Source organism: Listeria immobilis (assembly GCF_014322765.1).
Classification (GTDB): domain Bacteria; phylum Bacillota; class Bacilli; order Lactobacillales; family Listeriaceae; genus Listeria; species Listeria immobilis.
This window is the reverse complement of sequence record NZ_JAASTZ010000012.1, coordinates 1-20,172: the sequence shown is the minus strand read 5'-3', so window position 1 is coordinate 20,172 and position 20,172 is coordinate 1. Positions and strand designations below refer to the sequence as shown.

Here is a 20,172-nt window from a genome sequence, read left to right as displayed (position 1 = left end):
TAGGGAAGGAGTGCTATACGTGTGGAAGAAAACAGTCAAATTTGTAAAGCAAAGTAGTATTTTTCAAGTTGGAAAAACTATTAGTGTTCGCGTAGGGCGAAATGACGTATCTGGAAATGCAGCACAATTAGCTTATTATATGTTATTTTCCATCTTTCCAATGATGCTAATTGCCGCAACACTGCTTGCTTATATGCATATTGACAAAGATTCTGTTTTTAATATGTTAAAAGAATTTGCACCAGAGCAGATTTTAGACTTTTTAGAAGAAAATTTAAATAACCTATTAACCCAGAAAAACGGGGGTTTGCTTTCTATTGGGATTATTGCAACTTTGTGGTCAGCTTCTAATGGGATGAATGCCGTAATGAAAGCACTAAATAAAGCATATGGAGTAACAAATAAACGTAATTATGTGGTACAACGTTTATTATCGATGTTCTTCACACTTATGATGCTTGCAACGGTTGGTGCTACTTTATTATTAATTGTCTTTGGGCAACAAATTGGATTATTTTTAATTAACCATTTAAATTTCTCAGAAGACTTTCTTAGTTTCTGGAATAATCTTCGGTGGACTGTTACGTTAATTGTTATTTTTGTAGTATTTACCTTTTTATATTGGGTCGCACCTAACAGACGTAGTACCTTATTAAGTATATTTCCGGGGGCAGTTTTTTCCACTATCGGCTGGACGGTTGCATCAATTGGATTTGCTTACTATGTCAATAATTTTGGTAATTATTCCGCAACATATGGGAGTATTGGTGTGATTATTATACTGATGTTATGGTTTTATTTAACAGGAATTATTTTAATGGTGGGCGGAGAACTTAATGCAACGCTTGCAATTAGGAAGAAGAAAAAGCAATTAGGAGAAATAAATTAAAACGCTAAAACAGACTCATCCTGTTTTAGCGTTTTAATTTATCGTGGATTAGTTGCATTACTAGTTTTGCCTCTGCTGGTTTATTAATATCCACTTCATCAATATTAATGACAAGCGTAGCACTTTTATTGTATGACTCAAACCAGCTGTCATAGCGACTATGCAGGTGTTTGTAATAATCAAGTAGCCCAGGGTTATTTTGAATTTGCTCATAAGGACGTCCGCGCAAAGAAATTCGTTTTAAAACAGTATCCAGACTGCCACGTAAATAAATCAACAAATCAGGCGCTTTTTTTGGCATAAACTCTAGCTCTTCCATCATGTTATCAAGTAAATCAAGGTAAGTATCCATTTCTGGTTCAGAAATATTCCCTTCCTCATAATTTATTTGCGTGAAAAGGGCATCTTCATAAATGCTTCGATCCAGCACATTGTTTTGATCAGTCAACGCAGCTTTTATACTTCGAAAGCGTGTATTTAAAAAGTAAATTTGCAACGCGAAGGCCCATCTTTTAGGGTCTGCATAAAACAGTTCTAAAATTCGATTATCTTGAATGCTTTCATAAAATGCTTTTGTCCCAAGTTCTTTAGCAATTAGTTCAGTATAGCTACTTTTTCCAGCACCAATCATTCCAGCTAAAACAATCACGTTTTTTTCTACTCCTTTCATCATGAGAGTAGCCTCCTTTTTTGGCCGACTATTTATTCATTATACTACGAGTTTGCTTAATAAAGAGATTTTTTGTACGATAAAAGAGAAGAAACCAGGGATTAGGATGACCAAACCATTAAAATTAGTGTATACCAAAAATGGATTTGACACAGGGGGATTTTTCATTGATGAAAACTCGACTGATTATTCACCCGCAGACTTAATGCTAATGTCTGTAGCGAGTTGTAGTGCCATTGTATTTCGAAATATTTTACAAAAAAAGCGCATCCATTTCACCGATTTATGGATTGATGCAACGATGAAACGTATACCAGAGGAAGAAAATCGAATTAGTCATATCCAATTACACTTTAAAATAACCAGTGATAATTTAAACCCAAAAACATTAGAAAAAGCATTAAAACTAACCCCAAAATACTGTTCGATGATCCGTTCCGTAGAAAATAGCATAATTGTCGATGAAAGTCTTGAAATCATGCCATAAACTACTGACAAGTCGATGTTTTTTTGTTAGTATTAATGAAGACTTGGAATGATGGAGGAAAATAATGAATCAAAATCCAGTAGAAGAAGGACAAAAATTCCCACTAACGATTAGACGTATGGGAATCAATGGGGAAGGAATTGGCTACTTTAAAAAAGCAGTTGTATTTGTTCCTGGCGCAATTACCGGAGAAGAGGTAGTTGTAGAAGCCGTCAAAGTGCGTGATCGTTTTACCGAAGCAAAAATCAACAAAATCCGTAAGAAATCCCCTAACCGAGTTACCGCACCATGCCCAGTATATGAAGCGTGTGGTGGATGTCAGCTGCAACATGTGGCATATAATGCTCAACTTGAATTAAAACGAGATATTGTTATTCAATCAATTGAAAAACATACAAAAATAAATCCGCAAAAATTAAATATCCGCGCCACAATTGGTATGGAAGATCCATGGCGTTACCGCAATAAAAGCCAGTTCCAAACACGTTTAGTTGGTAGTGGTCAAGTGGAGACGGGATTATTTGGAGTAAATTCACATCAATTAGTACCAATTGAAGATTGTATTGTTCAACAACCAGCAACTATTAAAGTAACGAATTTTGTCCGTGATTTGCTTGAAAAATATGCCGTTCCGATTTATGACGAAAAAGCTGGCAGCGGGATTGTTCGCACACTTGTCGTTCGAACAGGTGTAAAAACCGGTGAAACCCAATTAGTCTTTATTACAAATAGTAAAAAATTACCTAAAAAACGGGAAATCCTCGCAGAAATCGAAGCAGCGTTACCAGAAGTAACCTCCATAATGCAAAATGTGAATCAAGCCAAATCATCTATTATATTTGGCGAAGAAACCTTCCTTTTAGCAGGAAAAGAAAGTATCCATGAAAAATTAATGGAACTAGAATTTAATTTATCTGCACGTGCCTTTTTCCAATTAAATCCGTTCCAAACCGAACGACTTTATCAAGAAGTAGAAAAAGCGCTCGTACTTACAGGTAGTGAAACTCTAGTCGATGCTTACTGTGGAGTTGGAACTATTGGCCAAACATTTGCCTCGAAAGTAAAAGAAGTTCGCGGCATGGATATTATTCCAGAATCAATTGAAGACGCCAAACGAAACGCCGAAAAAAATGGCTTAGAAAATGTCTACTATGAAGTTGGCAAAGCAGAAGATATTTTACCAAAATGGATGAATGAAGGCTTTAAACCAAATGCCGTAATAGTCGATCCACCAAGAAGCGGTTGCGACAAAGGTTTGATTCAATCTTTACTACAAGCAGAAGCAGAACAATTAGTTTATGTATCTTGTAATCCATCAACACTTGCACGCGATTTGGCATTACTTGCGAAAAAATATCGCGTTCGCTATATCCAACCTGTGGATATGTTCCCGCAAACAGCACATGTGGAAACAGTGGTACTTTTAGAACTTAAAAATAATTAAGTAAATGAGGTGTTTTTTTGGTTGCTGGATTAAGTCATATCACTTTAATTGTACAAGATTTAGAAAAAACAACTACCTTTTTAACAACTATTTTTAATGCTAAAGAAGTTTATGAAAGTGGGGAAACAACTTTCTCCCTTTCCAAAGAGAAATTCTTTATAATCGCAGGGTTATGGGTATGTATCATGGAAGGGGATTCTTTACAAGATCGCACATATAATCATATTGCTTTTGAAATTCAAGCTGATGAAATAGAGGAATATCTTCGCAAAATTGAAGCAGTTGGCGCAGAAATAAAACCAGCTCGTGCTCGCGTTCCCGGAGAAGGACAATCAATTTACTTTTATGATTTCGATAATCATCTATTTGAGCTACATGCCGGGACACTGGAGGAAAGACTGCGCCATTATAAATAGGATTCTATAAATCAAAAAATTTTTTGATAAAACAGCGAACGTTGTAGAATAGTGATACTAGAGGATTTAGTAGGGCCATTTAACAAATTATAGCGACGGATGTTTAAAGCAGAATTGAAAACTATTTTAAAATTAAATCAAACGCCCGCCTAAATGAATAGGTGGGTATTTTTATTTTCATTAGGTCATCTTTTTTATCTGTTGTAGAAGTATTAGCCTTTTGGTTCAACGATCATCCTATATTTGTCTAAATTATAAAATAAAAATCAAAAAAGAGTATAACTTGCAATCATTGAAAAACAAATTTATAATTTAGAAAAATACGGGAAGGGTTAGGATGCGGATTACAGGGGAAAGAATTTATCTAAAACCATTTCAACTAACGGATATTGATCAAAAACTAGCATTTCATTTAAAAAATAAAGCATTTTTTGAAAATTATTCAATGGAGCGAGATGAGCGTTTTTATACAATAGAAGAACAACAAGCGCTTATTTTACGTTTAGAAGATTTTGCTGCAAATGATGTGGAATATTACTATGGGATATTTTTAAAAGAGACGGATGTTTTAATAGGAACAATTAATTTATTTAGTATTTTACGAGAATCTTTGCAATCCGCTTTTATCGGTTATTTTTTAGATAAAGAACATAATGGGAATGGCTACGCGACAGAAGCGGTAAAATTAATGGTTGATTTTGGCTTTGATATTTTAGGACTTCACCGAATTGAAGCAGGAGTCATGCCCAAAAATGAGCGTTCTAAGCAGGTGCTTTTAAAAGCGGGATTTCATTTGGAAGGCTTAGCAATCAAAAACGTTCGGATTAATGGAACCTGGGAGGATCATCAAGTACTAGCCATAATTAACCCGGAAGATTTAAAATAGTAACCAAAAAGCCAAGTGCAGTCTGTAGCGGCAACACTTGGCTTTTTTATTTATTAACGACCGTCTCCGTATTCCCAATTTCGAATTGCGTCATCCTCATCAAACGAAATAAGAACATCTGCAACACCGCGTAGTTTACCAATATTATCCTCTAATCGGTCCTTAATATCATCTACTTCAGCTAATGTAAGCATAGGATCTAGCTCAATTTCAACATCCACATGAAATACATCGCCTTCCTTAAGAACGGTTAATACTTGAATATCACGCACATCAGGATCGCTCATCACCAATTGACCAACAGTTAAATGCATACTTTTGTCAGACTCACCAATAACTCCGGCAGCATTATCTAAAAAGACTTTTCCAACAACGATAAACATCATTACACCAATTAGCATGGAAGCAATCCCTTCCGCTTGATGGTAAGGTGTGTAATGCGAAATAATCACAGCAATCATTGCCAAAAGCCCGCCACCAGTAGCAACAGAATCTTCAAGAAATACAAGTTTTGTTGCTGCTTTGGCTTTGCTTAGGTTATGAATACTATCTTTAAATAAGGCAAGTCCTTTTGATTCTAAACCAACATCATGTGTGATTTCACGCATTGCTTTTATAAGAACGGAGAACTCAAGGGCTGTACAAAGCAAAAGAACAATTAAATTTATAAGGAAACCAGTGGAACTACCAGGGTGAATTATATGTGCAAAACCTTCACGAATGGTTTCAAACGCCATAATACCAACAACAATAACGGCTCCTAGTAATACTAAATTGACCATACGACCAAAACCATGTGGAAAACGTTTTGTTGGTCTTTTTTTGCTTAATGCCGAACCGATAAAAACAAAAAATTGGTTAGCAGCATCACCAAGACTGTGTAAAGTCTCCGCAAACATCGCGATATTACCTGTGAAAAAATAAGTTACACCTTTTATAATCGAAACAATTGTATTAACAAGAGCTGCTGTTAAAGCTGATTTATTACCTTCTTTTAGTAATCCAAATAATTCCTTCATTCTAGTCTCCTCCACGAATATCATTAAGAAATTGTAGCACTTTTTTTCGAAAAGGTAAAATGGAAACTAGTGTACCTTACCTAAGCTTGCAAAAATGTAAGTATATACAGCCTTTCTTTTCATTTTTATATCTGCTAAACTATTACTAGAAGCTCATTTAGAGAGTTTGAAATTATCTTGAAATGGAAGGCGTTGGAATACTCACATGCAAGTCCAAAAATGCCGTTTTTTTGTATTGCTATTGCCTGTGTTATACCTATTATATGGTGTATCCTTGGCACTACAATTTGGAAATAATGCAGATTTAATTAATACAATAGCAAATAGTTGTTTGCTATTTATCGCAACAATCATATTAGCTAAAATGGCAAAATTAAAAAATTGGCTAGACTTTATCTGGTTTTGCGTTTTTATATTATATATTTTTATTTTATTACATCTTGTTGCCTATATCTCTATTGGCGATTTTGTAAATAGTATATATACGGGAAATTTTCATATTCAAAAAGAAATGATTAATTTAATTCCATTTACAACAATCGAAAATACATTTACGCAAACCTTACCAACGATGCCAACTATTATTCAAATTATTGGGAATGTCTTATTACTATCACCGTTATCTTTCTTTTTGCTTTACTTTAAGATAACTAATTCTGGATGGAAGGCATTAATGGTAGTCTTTCTAACTTCATGCGGAATTGAGTTGCTGCAATTTATTCAAACAACGATGATTACTGGTTTTGAGGGTATATCGTTACCACCAGACCGCTCAACAGATGTGGATGATATTATTTTAAATACATTAAGTGGTTTAATTGGTATTTTATTTGCCTATATTATTCCGCCGGTAAGAAAACGAATAAATAAACGAAGATGAATGGATTAGTTAAGGAGAATCAGTATGAAAGAAAAATTAATGCAAGCCTATGGTTGGTTTCAAAAAAATAGCACAATTGTTAAAATTGTATTTATTACTTTTGTGATGGCGTTTGTTGTATTCGAAATTATTAGTATTGCTAAGGATATTGATTATCCTTCTTTAAAAGCAAACTTAACATCTCAAAGCCCAGAACAAATATTTCTAATGTTTATTATCGGGCTAATAGCAGTTACACCAATGCTTTTATACGATTATGTTATTGTAAAATTATTACCTGGAAAGTTTTCGCCTAGTCATGTGGTAGCTTCAGGATGGATTACAAATACTTTTACGAATATTGGCGGATTTGGAGGCGTGTTAGGAGCGAGTTTAAGAGCTAGTTTTTATGGAAAAAATGCTTCCCATAAAGAAATATTGCTTGCCATCTCAAAAATCGCTTTATTCCTTGTTTCTGGTTTATCCATTTATTGTTTAGTATCTCTTGCTACATTACTAATACCAGGCTTTGCGAACCATTTTATTAAATACTGGCCGTGGCTTCTTGCTGGTGGGTTGTATTTTCCAATCTTGTTTATAGTGACAAAATGGAAAAGCAAGTCATTGTTTGTAGATCTACCAATTAAAAGAGAGTTAACCTTAATTGTTGCATCTCTGTTAGAGTGGGGATTTGCGTTTGGTTGTTTTGCTATTATAGGTATCATGCTTGGGGAGCCAGTTGATATCTTTAAAGTATTTCCACTATTTGTTATTGCTTCTGTAATCGGAATTGCATCGATGGTACCAGGTGGAGTAGGAACCTTTGATGTAGTAATGATTCTAGGATTAAGTCAATTAGGTATTTCAGAAGAACTTGCACTTGCTTGGATGTTATTTTACCGCATTTTTTATTATATTATTCCGTTTTTCGTCGGACTTTTATTCTTCGTTCAAAAAGCGGGCAAACGTGTTAATGACTTTTTAGAAGGATTACCACTATTATTCTTACAAAAGGTAGCTCACCGCTTTTTAGTTATTTTTGTATATGTTTCAGGATTATTATTAATTTTATCATCCGCAATTCCAAATGCGATATATCATGTACCTTTACTCTATAAAATTATGCCATTTAATTTCTTATTTACATCGCAAATAACAATAGTAGCTTTTGGATTTTTATTACTTGGACTTGCTCGTGGAATTGAATGTAAAACTCAAAAAGCATATATAATTACCTTTATTGTACTCGGCTGTGCAATTTTCAATACGCTTGCTCGCGTCTTTTCTATCAAACAAGCAGTGTTTCTGGGTATCGTCTTACTTTGTTTATTCTTAGCAAGAAATGAATTTTATCGTGAAAAACTTGTCTATACTTGGAGTAAAATTATTATCGATAGTATTATATTCATTGTCTGTCTAGCAGGTTATATTATTATCGGTATTTATAATTCACCTAATATTAAACATTCCAAAAAAATTCCAGATTATTTACAAATTGCTTCAGAGCACTTGTGGCTAGTCGGTTTCGTTGGAGTTTTCATTGCTGTTGTCAGCTTAGTAATTATTTACATTTATCTCTCCACTACAAAAGAAAAACTAGGTTCTCCGTTTGAAGCAGTAAAAATTCGAGAACATTTAGCCAAATGGGGCGGAAATGAAGTTAGCCATACAATGTTTTTACGTGATAAATTATTATTTTGGGCAGCAGACGGAGAAGTACTTTTTGCTTATCGAATAATTGCTGATAAAATGGTCATCATGGGGGAACCAACAGGTAATATGGACAAAATGGAAGAAGCAATTGAAGAAGTGATGACAAATGCTGATCGATTTGGTTATCGTCCAGTCTTCTATGAAGTTCGCGGTACGATGATTCCATATTTACATGATCACGGTTTTGATTTTATCAAGCTAGGTGAAGAAGGATTTGTAGACGTTCAAAGCTTTACAATGAGCGGTAAAAAGAAAAAAGGGGAGCGCGCGCTAATGAATAAATTAGCACGGGAAGGATATACTTTTGAAGTGTTACAACCGCCATTTAATAAAGAGACGTGGAAAACATTACGAGCAATTTCTGATGAATGGCTAGATGGTAGAGAGGAAAAAGGATTCTCACTTGGCTTTTTTGACAGATACTATATCGAGCAGGCAGGCATTGCTATCGCAAAAAATGGAGAAGGTACTATTATCGGCTTTGCTACAATGATGCCATCTTATACGAGCGAAATGACATCCATCGACTTAATGCGCTATTCAAAAGAAGCACCATCTGGCATAATGGATTTTCTATTTATCAATTTATTTGAAAAAGCAAAAGAAGATGGTTTCCAAATATTCAATGCTGGTATGGCGCCATTAGCCAATGTTGGGGAAAGTAAATACGCTTTTCTCGGCGAACGTTTGGCAGGACTAGTATATCGCTATAGTCAAGGATTTTATGGTTTTAAAGGATTAAGAAATTTTAAATCCAAATATGTTACCGAATGGGAACAAAAATTTGTTGCTTTTAGAAAACGAAGCTCTATTGCGTTTACAATGCTCCAATTAATGATCCTCGTTGGGAGAAAACGACCGCTTGCCAATAATCAAGTTGTATTAGATATACCACTTGATGAAGCAAGCAAAAAAGTAGATTCTGAGTAATTCAGAATCTACTTTTTTCTATTCAATTAAGTCATCAATAGCTTCTTGCAACGTTTCAAATTGAAATTCAAAGTGATGGCTCATTAATTTTTCTGGATAAGCTCTTTGACTATCAAGAATGGTCATTGCTCGCTCACCAAGAATTAAGGAAATCATTTTTTTAGGAATGGGTGTATTGTAAGGTTTATGCATTTTTTTACCTAATCGTTCAGCGAATTTCTTCTCTTGTACAGGATGAGGTGCTGTGAAGTTTACGATGCCATTTATTTGTTCATGCTGAAAAATAAATAACATTGCAGCAACAACATCATCAACATGAATCCAAGAATACCATTGACGCCCACTTCCTAATTTACCACCAGTATAAGTTTGAAACAGTTTTTTGAAGGCTGGGAATGAGCCGCCATTCGTTCCAAGGACAAGCCCAAATCGAGCATAAACAACACGAATACCTAAGTCGTTTGCAGCACTAGCAGTCTTTTCCCACTCATATACAGTTTTCCCAAGAAAATTAGCTGCATAAGGATTTTCTTCTGTATCCAAATAAATGGTTGATTTGGAAGAGTTATATGCTCCAATCGCACTTGCGTTAATCCACAGTTTCGGCTTTATTTTCATTTTTTTTACAATGGATAAAAGCGCTGAAGTAGCTTCGATGCGGCTATTTACAATCGCCTTCTTTCTATCATTTGACCATTTTTCATCCATTAACCCTTCCCCGGCTAGGTTAATGCAAATATCAATTGGTAAGTCTTCCAAGTTAGGTAATTTATCTGATGTTAACCATTCAATATAGTGTACATTCGCTCGATCTTTAAGCTGTTTTCTAGTTAAAATATAGATTTCGTGATTTGATTTTTCTAATTCATGTACTAAATGATCGCCAATAAAACCTGTTGCTCCTGTAAGTAGAATATGCAAATTAATCACCTCTTTATTATCTAACTTTATATTCCCTTTTTAGTAGTATTAAAACCAATATTTGAGGTATGATAGATTAGAAAAGGAGGCGTATTATGAAAATCACGTCCATCAGTGTCCAGCAAAAAAATAAAGAGCGTTACAATATTTTTATTGATGAAAAATACAACTTTAGTGTTGATGAAGAAGTTCTCGCTAGATTCCAACTTATGAAAGGCAAAGCAATTACTGAGGCTGAGATAGAAGAAATAAAACAAGCAGATATGGTACGAAAAGGACTAAATAAAGCAATCCATTTTTTATCTCACCGAGTTCGTTCAGAAAAAGAAATTCGAGATTACTTGAAAAAACAAGAGATGGAGCCTTACGCAATTGATGCGATTTTAAAAAAATTAGCAGACATGGATTATATCAATGACGCAGAATTTGCTGAGTTATATACAAAAACACAAATTAAAACAACTTTAAAAGGGCCAAGAACGATTGAAAGAGAACTTGTGGAAAAAGGACTAACTCGTGAAATCATTAGTCAAGTTATCTTGGGATATTCAGAAGAAGCCCAAGCTGAAAACGCCGAAAAACAAGCGCAAAAAATTATGAAAAGAAATACTAAAAGTGCAAAAAAAATATTACAACAAAAAATCATCACAGATTTAATCCAAAAAGGATACACAAGTGAACTTGCAAAACTCGTAGCTACAAATGTTACAAGTGGACTCGATGCAGCAGATGAACTGGAAATTTTACAGAAACAATTGGAAAAAGCGATTCGCAAAAATAAACGCTTTAAACCAAGTATAGCTAAGCAAAAAACAATTACATCACTAATGCAGAAAGGTTTTTCTTATGATACAATTCAATCATACCTAACCGAAAATGAGATTAGTTTTGAGGAGGAAGAGTGAAATGTATGCGTATTTAGATGAGCTGACTGCAGATTTAATGGCGAAAAATCCGCATTTAGATAAAGAACAAGCGTTATGGTGGATCGAAATGCTTTGGTCAGATTTCGAAAGTTCCTATGCAAAAGCTGGTTACCCATATCGCGGGCCTGAATATGCCGCTGACTATGTTCGACAACAAATTGAACGTCACGGTAGTTCTTTACATCAAGTAAAACGAAAAGATCCAAACAAATAGGGAGGCAACCACGTGAAAGTAAGAGGATTTGAAGTTGTAAATAAAGCGAGCCGAAAGTTTGAAAATCAAGTTATATCATTACCAATTCGCGGAGATAAAGGCTCTGCGGGATATGATTTTTTCTCCAATGAAACAGTAATCATCCAACCAGGCGAAAAACATATTTTTTGGACAGATATTAAAAGTTATATGCAAGAAGATGAAGTGTTAAATATTTATGTACGCTCATCTATGGGGATTAAAAAAGGGCTACTACTTTGCAATGGGACGGGTATTATCGACTCATCTTATTACAGCAATCCTGGAAATGATGGGAATATCGGAATTGCCATTAAAAACTTCTCTACTGAGCCTGTAGAAATCGAACTTGGAGAACGTGTCGCTCAAGGTGTTTTTCAGAAATACTTGGTTGCCGATACAGATATTGTTGCCAATGAATCACGTATAGGTGGAGTTGGAAGTACAGGAAGGTAACAAAAAAGCCTGGGTCTCTAAAATGAAAAACAAGCAGAAATCATGTCTAATCCATTTTTCAAAATGGCTCTATACAATGATTTCTGCTTTTCTATATTTCAACTTTTAGTGCTGAGCTTTAGTTTTGTCCCAGCTTCTTTTTTTAAATACTAACAGGTGCTAGTTTTTTGTATAATTTTTCAGTAGAGAATATCCAGCCGGTATAAGAAGAGACAATATTTAAATTATCATCTAACTTCACAACAGCAACAAAAGGATAATGCCCATTACTTCGATATCGTAAATCAGTAAAAGTCACATAAGTTCCGTCTAATTTTTCTTCTATCCTCCAGTTGTACACTTTGGAAAAAGAAATAAATGCAGCGAGATTTTTATCTAATTTAGCAGAACGTATAATCTCGTTATCGGGAACAGGCAAGCGATCAAATTTTTCATAAATTGAAATGTTTCGTTTGAAAGCTCTACCTACATAATAGTGATCTTTCGTTGTAACTGCCACGCGCCACTGAAAGAAGTGAATTGTGGAAGCGATAATAATTTCTTCTGAATCGGGAATCAAGTTTTGAACCGCATGTTTAATCATTCGCTGCGTCACAAACCTTGCTATATAATAAAGTGCTAAAATTGCATATAGCGTGATAAACGTTGGAGCAGCTGGAGAACCAAGTAACCATGCAGCGATAGCAACTACATGAGAACCAAAAATGAACCAATCAAAAGTATTGATAAATCCAAATGCAACCCAAGTTTCTTTAAACGGTCTTACCGCTTGTGTCCCGTAGGCGTTAAAAATATCTACAAAAATGTGTAACCCAACTGCGATAAATGTCCATAACAATAAATGAATGAACGTGGCCGCTGGGAAGAATAGGTATAAAATAGATGAAATAAGTAATGGCCAAATTGCAAGCATCGGCAAGGAGTGTGTTACTCCACGATGATTTCTAATGTAATCAGCATTATTTTTTAGTTTTAGTACGGTGTCAATGTCTGGAATTTGTGAACCAATAATTGTTGCTGTCATAATTCCAATGGCAGCTTGAGAACTTCCGGCTACTACCGGGTCTACAGTTGCTAATGCTCCGAGTGCAATTCCCATTACTACGTGTGTGCCAGTATCCAATGACTTTTGCCTCCTCTAATAATCGATCTTTAAATTACCTGTCAAATTACTTAAGTAAAACACAAAACTATTCAATTAAGCCAGCATTCGGTATAATAGAAATCGGCTTAAGAAAGGGTATCTTTTTATTCCCTGCTTTCATTATACTACATATCTAGATAATCACACATTAGAAATCTATTAGAATTACAAGGAGAAAATGAGAAAAATGAGCAGATTAACATGGGACGAAGCAAAAATAACCGCCTTTCAAACTGCACTCGTTTCCTGGTATGAAGCGAATAAGCGGATATTGCCTTGGCGTGAAAATACAGAACCATACAGAATTTGGGTCTCAGAAATAATGCTACAACAAACAAAAGTCGACACAGTAATTCCATATTTCAATCGCTTTATGACTAAATTTCCAACAATGGAAAGTTTTGTACAAGCAGATGAAGCAGATATTTTAAAAGCATGGGAAGGGCTTGGCTACTATTCACGAGTACGAAATCTTCAAACTGCAATGAAACAAGTAATGACAGATTTTTCAGGAGAGGTTCCAAGTGATTTAACCACAATTTTGTCCTTAAAAGGGGTAGGGCCATACACAGCGGGAGCGATTTTAAGTATTGCTTATAATCAAGCGGAACCAGCAGTGGATGGGAATGTTATGCGCGTAATTGCTCGTGTGTTAGAAATTAGCGAAGACATAATGAAGGCATCTACAAGAAAAATTTTTGAAGAAGTGCTTTATCAACTAATTGACAAAACAAGTCCTGCAGCGTTTAATCAAGGGTTAATGGAAATTGGCGCACTCGTTTGTACGCCAACAAAACCAATGTGCTTACTTTGCCCACTTCAACCATTTTGCGAGGCACATAAAAATGGTGTAGAAACAAATTATCCAGTAAAAATCAAAAAAGTTAAAACGAAAACAAAAGAATTACTAAGCATTCTTGTTTTTTCAGAAGATGGTAAAATTGCCATTGAAAAAAGACCTGATAACGGATTACTTGCTAATATGTGGCAGTTTCCAACCATTGAAATAACTAAAAAAGAAAACAAAGAAGTAGCCAAGTTACAATTTTTACATCAATATGGACTAGATATTTTACTTGAAACAGAATCAATTGCACATATTAAACATGTTTTCTCACATTTAGTTTGGAAAATGGACATCCAAGTAGCAACACTTCAATCAGCGGAATTAAAAGAAAATTGGTATTTTGCAACAGAAGAAGAAATGGAACGACTTGCTTTTCCAGTACCTTACCAAAAAATGTGGCAAGCTTGGAAAGAATTTAAGGGGGATTAATAAATGAACAAAGTAGCACTTGTAACAGGAAGTAGTAGAGGACTTGGTCGGGAAATTGCAATCGCGCTTGCAAAAGAAGGTTATGATATTGCAGTAAACTTTTCTAGAAATCGAAAAAAAGCAGAAGAAGTAAAGCAAGAAATCGAAAAGTTAGGCAAAAAATGCGAGATTTTTAAAGCGAATGTTGGTGATGTTGAAAAGATTAAAGAACTATTTGTGGCAGTGGATGCAGAGTTTGGCAGATTAGATATATTTATTAATAATGCAGCAAGTGGAGTACTTAGACCATTAATGGAGTTAGAAGAAGCGCACTGGGATTGGACGATGAATATTAATGCTAAGGCGTTACTTTTTGCAGGACAAGAAGCAGCAAAATTAATGCAACGTGGAAATGGCGGTAAAATAATCAGTCTTAGCTCTATTGGATCAATTCGTTATTTAGAAAATTATACAACAGTTGGTGTTTCTAAAGCAGCTGTAGAAGCACTAACTCGCTATTTAGCAGTAGAACTTGCTCCATTTGGTATAGCAGTCAATGCTGTTTCAGGCGGTTTAATCGAAACAGAGGCATTAGATCATTTTCCAAATAGGGAAGCGTTACTTGAGGATGCAGTTAGTAAAACACCAGCCGGCCGAATGATTGTTCCTGCCGATTTAGTCAATGCGGTACTATTTCTTGCTAGCGACAAAGCTGATATGATTCGCGGACAAACGATTTTAGTGGATGGTGGAAGAACTTTACTCGTATAATAAGCTAGAAATTACTTATTTTTGAGGCAAATCCTAGTTTTTTGATGAAATTCTACCATTTTAGCACAATATTGTTTTTTTGCAGTGTTACGTTATGTTATAATGATATTGATTTTGATAGTACATGAGGAAAGTAGGATAAAGGATGTACTTACCCAAAGAGAAAGAAATAATACAGATCAAGAGTTACAAACATAACGGTAAACTTCATCGTACTTGGAAAAAGACAGTGGTGCTTAAATCTACAGAGAATATTATTATCGGTGGAAATGACCATACATTGGTCGTGGAAGCGGACGGACGTAAATGGGTAACGCGCGAACCATCTATTTGCTACTTTCATAGTGATTACTGGTTTAATGTAATTTCAATGATTCGTGAAGATGGCATTTATCACTATTGCAATTTAGGAACACCATTTGCAGTGGATGAACAAGCGCTAAAATACATTGACTACGACCTCGATATTAAAGTATTCCCAGATGGTAGGTTTCATTTGCTTGATGAGGGCGAATACGAGCAGCACCGTCGCCAAATGAAGTACCCAGACTCCATAGACAGGATACTAAAGACTAATGTGGATATATTAAGTCATTGGATATTGGATAAAAAAGGTCCATTTTCACCTGATTATATCGACATTTGGTATGAAAAGTATAAGGAATACCGTTAAAAAAACGAGCTTTGGAATTAATTTTCCAAGCTCGTTTTTTGTTTATTCTTCATTCACATTAATATCAATCTGATTTTCTTCTGTATGTCGAAGTTTAAAGCTATGAATTAATTTTTCTAAATAATCAACAGTCTCTTGATAAGCAAAAATAGAAGCGATAATACGCATTAAATGATATTTGTCCATCATTTCTTCATACTCATCTTTTTCTGTTTCTTCCATTTCACGTAGGAAAAGTTGCATTAAATCTTGCGGATCTTGTGCTAAATGGGACTCGACATAGTCCAAATCAATAGAAACTTTGTCGATATAAGTAAGAAGTAACTGTTCATGTTTATCTGTTAAATAATCAATATGCTGTCTAATTAATTCTTGTTTATCTGGTGGCAGTTGTAAATAATCATTTTCGTAACGATGTTGAATTTTCAGAAGCTCAAAACCTTTTTGCGAACAAAGCAACATCTGCCTGTAAACCGCAATTTTTCGACCTTTAGAAACTGCGCTTTTCTTGAGGAAAGTACGCTCTTCTCGGTAAAATCCATATAAGTTACGTGTTTGATTCAACTGTTTTTGCATCCATTCCATATCTTTTTTTAGAAGTGGAAAATCAGCAGCATGGCGAAGGTTTAGTTTAATCCAACGAACAATCTCGCTATTAGTATTATAAATTAACTGGAATAACGAAACTTCATATTTTGGCGGGATAAAAAATAAATTAACAATAAAAGCAGCAAGCAATCCTAACATAATCGTTCCAAAACGAATAAGTGCGATTTCTAAAAAGTCATTACCGGGTGAGTCCATTACAATAATGAGAGTCACAACAGCAAGACCAATCGTATTTTCTAAACGAAACTGCATTAATAAAGCCACACAGATAATGGAGGCAACACCAATTAAAATAAAGTCATTTCCAATATATAATCCAAAAATAATCGCGATGATAGCTCCAATAATATTCCCTTGTGCACGTTCTAAAATAGTACGATAAGACCTATAAATAGAAGGCTGGATAGCAAAAACGGCGGAAATGCCTGCCAGAGATGGAGAAGGTGAGTTGCAAAGCTCGGCAATAAATAGCGCAAGTGTTATTGCAATACCTGTTTTCAAAATTCTAGCTCCGAATTTCATGGAAGGTTATTCCTTTCTATAGACTATTTGAGCGAGACTTATTAAATATCTCGCTCATTCTTCTTCTATTATAACGTTTCTCTCAAGTTTATACAGTAATATTACCTATTTACCTTAAACCATTTTCGCAAATACGGTGTTCACAGCACGAATGGTTTCTTCAATATCTGCCTCAGAATGTGCGGAGGTAATAAACCAAGCTTCGTATTTGGACGGTGCTAAATTGATTCCCTCTTCCAACATTCCTTTAAAGAACTGACCAAATTTTTCTCCATTTGTATCGCCAGCTTCTGCATAATTCGTAACAGGTTCATCTGTAAAGTATACTGTTAACGCACCAACAATCTGATTCACTGTTACAGCAATACCATATTTATTGGCTGCTTTTTCAATACCTTCTTTTAACATTTTTCCATATTTTTCAAAGCGATCATAAAGACCTTCTTCTTGTAAAACTTCTAGACAAGCAATTCCTGATAAAATGGAAGCTGGATTCCCTGCGTGCGTTCCGGCTTGATAAGCAGGTCCTAGTGGGGCAATTTTTTCCATAATATCAACACGTCCACCATAAGCACCAATTGGCAGACCACCACCAATAATTTTACCCATCGCTGTCAAATCAGGGATAACACCAAGATAATTTTGGGCGCCACCATACATAAAACGAAATGCTGTAATAACCTCATCATAAATTACTAAAGAACCATTTGCATGTGCTAATTCGTTAACACTTTCTAAAAAACCTTCAGCAGGAGCAACCATTCCGAAGTTCCCAACGATTGGTTCTACTAAAACACAAGCGATTTGATCTCCCCAAACAGTAAGTGCTTCTTTAAAAGCTTCTAAATCATTAAACGGAACTGTAATTACTTCTTCAGCTGTTGACCTTGTTACACCAGCCGAGTCGGGAATACCAAGTGTTGATGGACCTGAACCAGCTTCCACAAGAACTAAATCAAAATGACCATGATAGCATCCAGCAAATTTAATGACTTTATCACGACCAGTATAAGCACGAGCGACACGAATTGTAGTCATCACTGCTTCCGTTCCAGAATTCGTAAAACGGACTTTTTCAAGTGAGGGAATGGCATCCTTCAACATTTTCGCAAAAGTAATCTCATGTTTTGTCGGCGTCCCATATAAAACGCCATTTTGCGCTGCTTTTGTAATCGCTTCTGTAATATGAGGATGTGCATGTCCTGTAATAATTGGGCCAAATGCCGCTAAATAATCAATATATTTATTTCCGTCTACATCATAAAAGTAAGCACCATTAGCTCTTTCCATAGTAACAGGAATACCACCACCAACACCTTTGTTAGATCTAGATGGACTATTTACCCCGCCAACAATATGTAAAAGTGCTTCATCATGCAATTTTTCTGACATCGAATGATTCATTTTGTCATCTCCTCAATAGTTTAATACTTTATATATTTTATGCGAAAAAATGAGATGTCGCAATCGAAAAAACAATATAATTGCCGATAAGTGAAAAAAAGCATAAAATTAACTTAAAATAAAAAGGACGGGAGTGAGGCAAAATGAAAACCTTGTTCACACTTAATGTGCCAGAAAAACTGAAAAGGTTGCAAGAAGAGCAATTTCCAGAAGATACTTTCTATTATGGAAATAACGATCATTTTGCCAACTTAGCAGAAGTCGATGCAATTGTCACATATGGGTCGAACCTAACAGAAGAAATTGTCGAAAGAGCTACTAATTTAAAATTTATTATGGTTTTCTCAGCAGGAATAGATGGACTACCAAAAAAAATTATTCAAGACAGAAAAATAAAAGTAGCAAATGTAAGAGGAATTCATGCTATTCCAATGGGAGAATTTGCACTATCTTTTATGTTAAATCATGTAAAAAAAGCTTCTTTCTTCTATGATAAGCAAAAAAAAGAACAATGGGAAAGTGAGGAGCCAATAACAGAACTAGCTGGTAAAACACTTGTAGTAGCAGGTGCAGGAGCGATTGGATCTAAAGTAGCGGAATTTGCTCAAGCCTTTGATATGCGTCTAATTGGTATTAATACCACAGGAATACCAGTAGAACCATTCAATCAAACATATGCAATTACAGAGTTAGAAAAAGTAGCTTCTTTAGCAGACTTTTTTGTTAGCGTGCTTCCTCAAACAAAACAAACAACAGGTATTTATACCACTGCCTTCTTTGAAAAAATGAAACGCAATGCTGTTTTTATTAACATTGGAAGAGGAAGTGCTGTTTCATTAGATGTATTAGAAACAGTAGCGAAACGAAAGCTTATTTCACATTTCTATCTAGATGTTTTACCAGAAGAACCACTTTCACAAGGAAGTGCACTGTGGCAAGCAGCAAATATAACTATCACGCCGCACGTATCAGGGCATTCAGATAAATACTTGGATCGTAGTTTTGAAATTTGGTTGGAGAATATCGTTCATTTTAAAGAAAATACGGATTTGCGAAATGAAATAGATTTAGATAAAGGTTATTAAGCTTTTAATTATGCCGTTCTATTGACAGTGAAGCTTTATTTCCGGTATTATAATTAATATAATAATTATTTTTGGAAGGGAGTGCATGGCGGTGTCTAATGCAACTTTAAAAGAGGCAGTAGATGTCTTGAAGAAAACTGGAGTGAGAATCACCCCTCAGCGTCATGCTATACTTGAATTTTTAATTAACTCACATACACACCCGACCGCAGATGATATTTACCGGTCATTAGAAGGAAACTTTCCTAATATGAGCGTAGCAACAGTATATAATAATTTGCGTGTTTTTCGCGATGCTGGTCTAATTAAAGAATTATCCTATGGTGACGCTTCAAGCCGATTTGATTTTTCAACATCCAACCATTATCATGCGATTTGTAATGTTTGTGGAAAGATAGTGGATTTCCATTATCCTGGACTTGATGAAGTAGAGCATTTTGCAGCACATGTAACTGGATATGAAATCGATAATCATCGGTTAGAAGTATACGGTACATGTCCTGAATGTAAAGCAAAACAATTAGATAAATAATCAAAAACACTTAGTCTTGCTAGGTGTTTTTTTATATTATTTTCATTTTTATTTAATTTTATGCATAATTCAGTTGACATATATCTTAAAACTTGATATATTAGTTTTCGGCGCTACAATAGCAGTGATTTAAAAGGATTTTATTTATAAAATAAATTTAAAAAGTTGTTGACAGATAAACGCTGAAATGATATGATTTAAAAGTCGCAAAAAACAAACAAAAACATTCAAACAACAAGATTTTAAGCGGCTAACTGACCTTTGAAAACTGAACAAAGAAGAAGACGAAAAGCAATGAGACGTAAAGTCTCACTGGTAATCGCAGGGCA

Annotated in this window: 21 protein-coding genes; 15 read left to right on the top strand and 6 right to left on the bottom strand. The window is 34.9% G+C overall.

Going from position 1 to position 20,172, the window contains the following annotated elements:
* Positions 1–19: 19 nt before the first annotated feature.
* Complete coding sequence (locus HCJ50_RS10065) at positions 20–889, top strand: YihY/virulence factor BrkB family protein (RefSeq protein ID WP_185347165.1); 870 nt, start codon at positions 20–22, stop codon at positions 887–889.
* 25 nt (positions 890–914) lie between these two features.
* Here the strand turns inward: HCJ50_RS10065 and HCJ50_RS10060 are convergent, their stop codons facing one another.
* Positions 915–1,559, bottom strand: a complete 645-nt coding sequence (locus HCJ50_RS10060; protein ID WP_185347303.1) for a deoxynucleoside kinase — start codon at positions 1,557–1,559, stop codon at positions 915–917.
* A gap of 106 nt (positions 1,560–1,665) precedes the next feature.
* Between HCJ50_RS10060 and HCJ50_RS10055 the strand changes: the two genes are divergently transcribed.
* From HCJ50_RS10055 to HCJ50_RS10040, 4 genes are all read left to right on the top strand, one after another.
* Positions 1,666–2,046: an OsmC family protein gene (locus tag HCJ50_RS10055; RefSeq protein WP_185347164.1), complete on the top strand. Its 381-nt coding sequence runs from the start codon at positions 1,666–1,668 to the stop codon at positions 2,044–2,046.
* 64 nt (positions 2,047–2,110) lie between these two features.
* Complete coding sequence (gene rlmD, locus HCJ50_RS10050) at positions 2,111–3,490, top strand: 23S rRNA (uracil(1939)-C(5))-methyltransferase RlmD (RefSeq protein WP_185347162.1); 1,380 nt, start codon at positions 2,111–2,113, stop codon at positions 3,488–3,490.
* Positions 3,491–3,507: 17 nt separating this feature from the next.
* Positions 3,508–3,906, top strand: coding sequence for a FosX/FosE/FosI family fosfomycin resistance hydrolase (gene fosX, locus HCJ50_RS10045; RefSeq protein ID WP_185347161.1), 399 nt, complete (start codon positions 3,508–3,510; stop codon positions 3,904–3,906).
* A gap of 337 nt (positions 3,907–4,243) precedes the next feature.
* Entirely contained in the window at positions 4,244–4,792 is a 549-nt protein-coding gene (locus HCJ50_RS10040; RefSeq protein ID WP_185347159.1) for a GNAT family N-acetyltransferase, read from the top strand.
* 53 nt (positions 4,793–4,845) lie between these two features.
* On the opposite strand, the gene HCJ50_RS10035 is transcribed toward HCJ50_RS10040, so the two are convergent.
* Entirely contained in the window at positions 4,846–5,811 is a 966-nt protein-coding gene (locus HCJ50_RS10035; RefSeq protein WP_185347157.1) for a cation diffusion facilitator family transporter, read from the bottom strand.
* A 205-nt stretch (positions 5,812–6,016) separates the two neighbouring features.
* Between HCJ50_RS10035 and HCJ50_RS10030 the strand changes: the two genes are divergently transcribed.
* Together HCJ50_RS10030 and mprF are read left to right on the top strand one after the other, a co-directional pair.
* Complete coding sequence (locus HCJ50_RS10030; protein WP_185347155.1) at positions 6,017–6,691, top strand: VanZ family protein; 675 nt, start codon at positions 6,017–6,019, stop codon at positions 6,689–6,691.
* Positions 6,692–6,715: 24 nt separating this feature from the next.
* Positions 6,716–9,313, top strand: a complete 2,598-nt coding sequence (gene mprF / locus HCJ50_RS10025; protein ID WP_185347153.1) for a bifunctional lysylphosphatidylglycerol flippase/synthetase MprF — start codon at positions 6,716–6,718, stop codon at positions 9,311–9,313.
* Positions 9,314–9,331: 18 nt separating this feature from the next.
* Here mprF and HCJ50_RS10020 read toward each other — a convergent pair whose 3' ends face one another.
* Positions 9,332–10,234, bottom strand: a complete 903-nt coding sequence (locus HCJ50_RS10020; protein ID WP_185347151.1) for a TIGR01777 family oxidoreductase — start codon at positions 10,232–10,234, stop codon at positions 9,332–9,334.
* A gap of 95 nt (positions 10,235–10,329) precedes the next feature.
* Between HCJ50_RS10020 and recX the strand changes: the two genes are divergently transcribed.
* The 3 genes from recX to HCJ50_RS10005 are packed head-to-tail and all read left to right on the top strand — an operon-like array spanning position 10,330 to position 11,848.
* Positions 10,330–11,139: a recombination regulator RecX gene (recX, locus tag HCJ50_RS10015; RefSeq protein ID WP_185347149.1), complete on the top strand. Its 810-nt coding sequence runs from the start codon at positions 10,330–10,332 to the stop codon at positions 11,137–11,139.
* Between the two features lies 1 nt (position 11,140).
* The gene (locus HCJ50_RS10010; protein ID WP_185347147.1) at positions 11,141–11,374 is read left to right on the top strand and encodes a YfhJ family protein; all 234 of its coding nucleotides are present in this window, start codon (positions 11,141–11,143) and stop codon (positions 11,372–11,374) included.
* Between the two features lie 12 nt (positions 11,375–11,386).
* A complete protein-coding gene (locus HCJ50_RS10005) occupies positions 11,387–11,848 on the top strand; it encodes a dCTP deaminase/dUTPase family protein (RefSeq protein ID WP_185347145.1) in 462 nt (153 codons plus the stop codon).
* A gap of 142 nt (positions 11,849–11,990) precedes the next feature.
* Here the strand turns inward: HCJ50_RS10005 and HCJ50_RS10000 are convergent, their stop codons facing one another.
* Entirely contained in the window at positions 11,991–12,971 is a 981-nt protein-coding gene (locus HCJ50_RS10000; protein ID WP_185347143.1) for a metal-dependent hydrolase, read from the bottom strand.
* A 199-nt stretch (positions 12,972–13,170) separates the two neighbouring features.
* Here HCJ50_RS10000 and mutY point away from each other — a divergent pair, with 199 nt between their 5' ends.
* From mutY to ntdP, 3 genes are all read left to right on the top strand, one after another.
* Positions 13,171–14,268 carry an A/G-specific adenine glycosylase gene (mutY, locus tag HCJ50_RS09995; RefSeq protein ID WP_185347141.1) on the top strand — a complete coding sequence of 366 codons (1,098 nt, stop codon included), beginning with the start codon at positions 13,171–13,173 and terminating at the stop codon, positions 14,266–14,268.
* A 3-nt stretch (positions 14,269–14,271) separates the two neighbouring features.
* Positions 14,272–15,018 carry an enoyl-[acyl-carrier-protein] reductase FabL gene (gene fabL, locus HCJ50_RS09990; protein WP_185347139.1) on the top strand — a complete coding sequence of 249 codons (747 nt, stop codon included), beginning with the start codon at positions 14,272–14,274 and terminating at the stop codon, positions 15,016–15,018.
* Between the two features lie 145 nt (positions 15,019–15,163).
* Entirely contained in the window at positions 15,164–15,691 is a 528-nt protein-coding gene (ntdP, locus tag HCJ50_RS09985) for a nucleoside tri-diphosphate phosphatase (RefSeq protein ID WP_185347137.1), read from the top strand.
* A 42-nt stretch (positions 15,692–15,733) separates the two neighbouring features.
* Here the strand turns inward: ntdP and HCJ50_RS09980 are convergent, their stop codons facing one another.
* Both HCJ50_RS09980 and HCJ50_RS09975 read right to left on the bottom strand, forming a co-directional pair.
* The gene (locus HCJ50_RS09980; RefSeq protein WP_185347135.1) at positions 15,734–16,822 is read right to left on the bottom strand and encodes an aromatic acid exporter family protein; all 1,089 of its coding nucleotides are present in this window, start codon (positions 16,820–16,822) and stop codon (positions 15,734–15,736) included.
* A gap of 114 nt (positions 16,823–16,936) precedes the next feature.
* Entirely contained in the window at positions 16,937–18,226 is a 1,290-nt protein-coding gene (locus tag HCJ50_RS09975) for a glutamate-1-semialdehyde 2,1-aminomutase (protein WP_185347133.1), read from the bottom strand.
* A gap of 143 nt (positions 18,227–18,369) precedes the next feature.
* On the opposite strand from HCJ50_RS09975, the gene HCJ50_RS09970 reads away from it, so the two are divergent.
* Together HCJ50_RS09970 and perR are read left to right on the top strand one after the other, a co-directional pair.
* Positions 18,370–19,311 carry a D-2-hydroxyacid dehydrogenase gene (locus tag HCJ50_RS09970; RefSeq protein ID WP_185347131.1) on the top strand — a complete coding sequence of 314 codons (942 nt, stop codon included), beginning with the start codon at positions 18,370–18,372 and terminating at the stop codon, positions 19,309–19,311.
* Positions 19,312–19,396: 85 nt separating this feature from the next.
* Entirely contained in the window at positions 19,397–19,843 is a 447-nt protein-coding gene (gene perR / locus HCJ50_RS09965; protein ID WP_185347129.1) for a peroxide-responsive transcriptional repressor PerR, read from the top strand.
* The last annotated feature ends 329 nt before the right edge of the window (positions 19,844–20,172 follow it).

What these genes read in the sequence shown, in the direction of transcription:
- recX (WP_185347149.1), top strand. Translation starts at nt 10,330, where the DNA reads ATGAAAATCACGTCCATCAGTGTCCAGCAAAAAAATAAAGAGCGTTAC.
- mutY (WP_185347141.1), top strand. Translation starts at nt 13,171, where the DNA reads ATGAGAAAAATGAGCAGATTAACATGGGACGAAGCAAAAATAACCGCC.
- HCJ50_RS09970 (WP_185347131.1), top strand. Translation starts at nt 18,370, where the DNA reads ATGAAAACCTTGTTCACACTTAATGTGCCAGAAAAACTGAAAAGGTTG.
- perR (WP_185347129.1), top strand. Translation starts at nt 19,397, where the DNA reads ATGGCGGTGTCTAATGCAACTTTAAAAGAGGCAGTAGATGTCTTGAAG.
- HCJ50_RS09980 (WP_185347135.1), bottom strand. Translation starts at nt 16,822, where the DNA reads ATGAAATTCGGAGCTAGAATTTTGAAAACAGGTATTGCAATAACACTT.
- HCJ50_RS10060 (WP_185347303.1), bottom strand. Translation starts at nt 1,559, where the DNA reads ATGAAAGGAGTAGAAAAAAACGTGATTGTTTTAGCTGGAATGATTGGT.
- HCJ50_RS10030 (WP_185347155.1), top strand. Translation starts at nt 6,017, where the DNA reads ATGCAAGTCCAAAAATGCCGTTTTTTTGTATTGCTATTGCCTGTGTTA.
- ntdP (WP_185347137.1), top strand. Translation starts at nt 15,164, where the DNA reads ATGTACTTACCCAAAGAGAAAGAAATAATACAGATCAAGAGTTACAAA.
- fabL (WP_185347139.1), top strand. Translation starts at nt 14,272, where the DNA reads ATGAACAAAGTAGCACTTGTAACAGGAAGTAGTAGAGGACTTGGTCGG.
- mprF (WP_185347153.1), top strand. Translation starts at nt 6,716, where the DNA reads ATGAAAGAAAAATTAATGCAAGCCTATGGTTGGTTTCAAAAAAATAGC.
- HCJ50_RS10040 (WP_185347159.1), top strand. Translation starts at nt 4,244, where the DNA reads ATGCGGATTACAGGGGAAAGAATTTATCTAAAACCATTTCAACTAACG.
- HCJ50_RS10055 (WP_185347164.1), top strand. Translation starts at nt 1,666, where the DNA reads ATGACCAAACCATTAAAATTAGTGTATACCAAAAATGGATTTGACACA.
- rlmD (WP_185347162.1), top strand. Translation starts at nt 2,111, where the DNA reads ATGAATCAAAATCCAGTAGAAGAAGGACAAAAATTCCCACTAACGATT.
- HCJ50_RS10035 (WP_185347157.1), bottom strand. Translation starts at nt 5,811, where the DNA reads ATGAAGGAATTATTTGGATTACTAAAAGAAGGTAATAAATCAGCTTTA.
- HCJ50_RS09975 (WP_185347133.1), bottom strand. Translation starts at nt 18,226, where the DNA reads ATGAATCATTCGATGTCAGAAAAATTGCATGATGAAGCACTTTTACAT.
- HCJ50_RS10010 (WP_185347147.1), top strand. Translation starts at nt 11,141, where the DNA reads ATGTATGCGTATTTAGATGAGCTGACTGCAGATTTAATGGCGAAAAAT.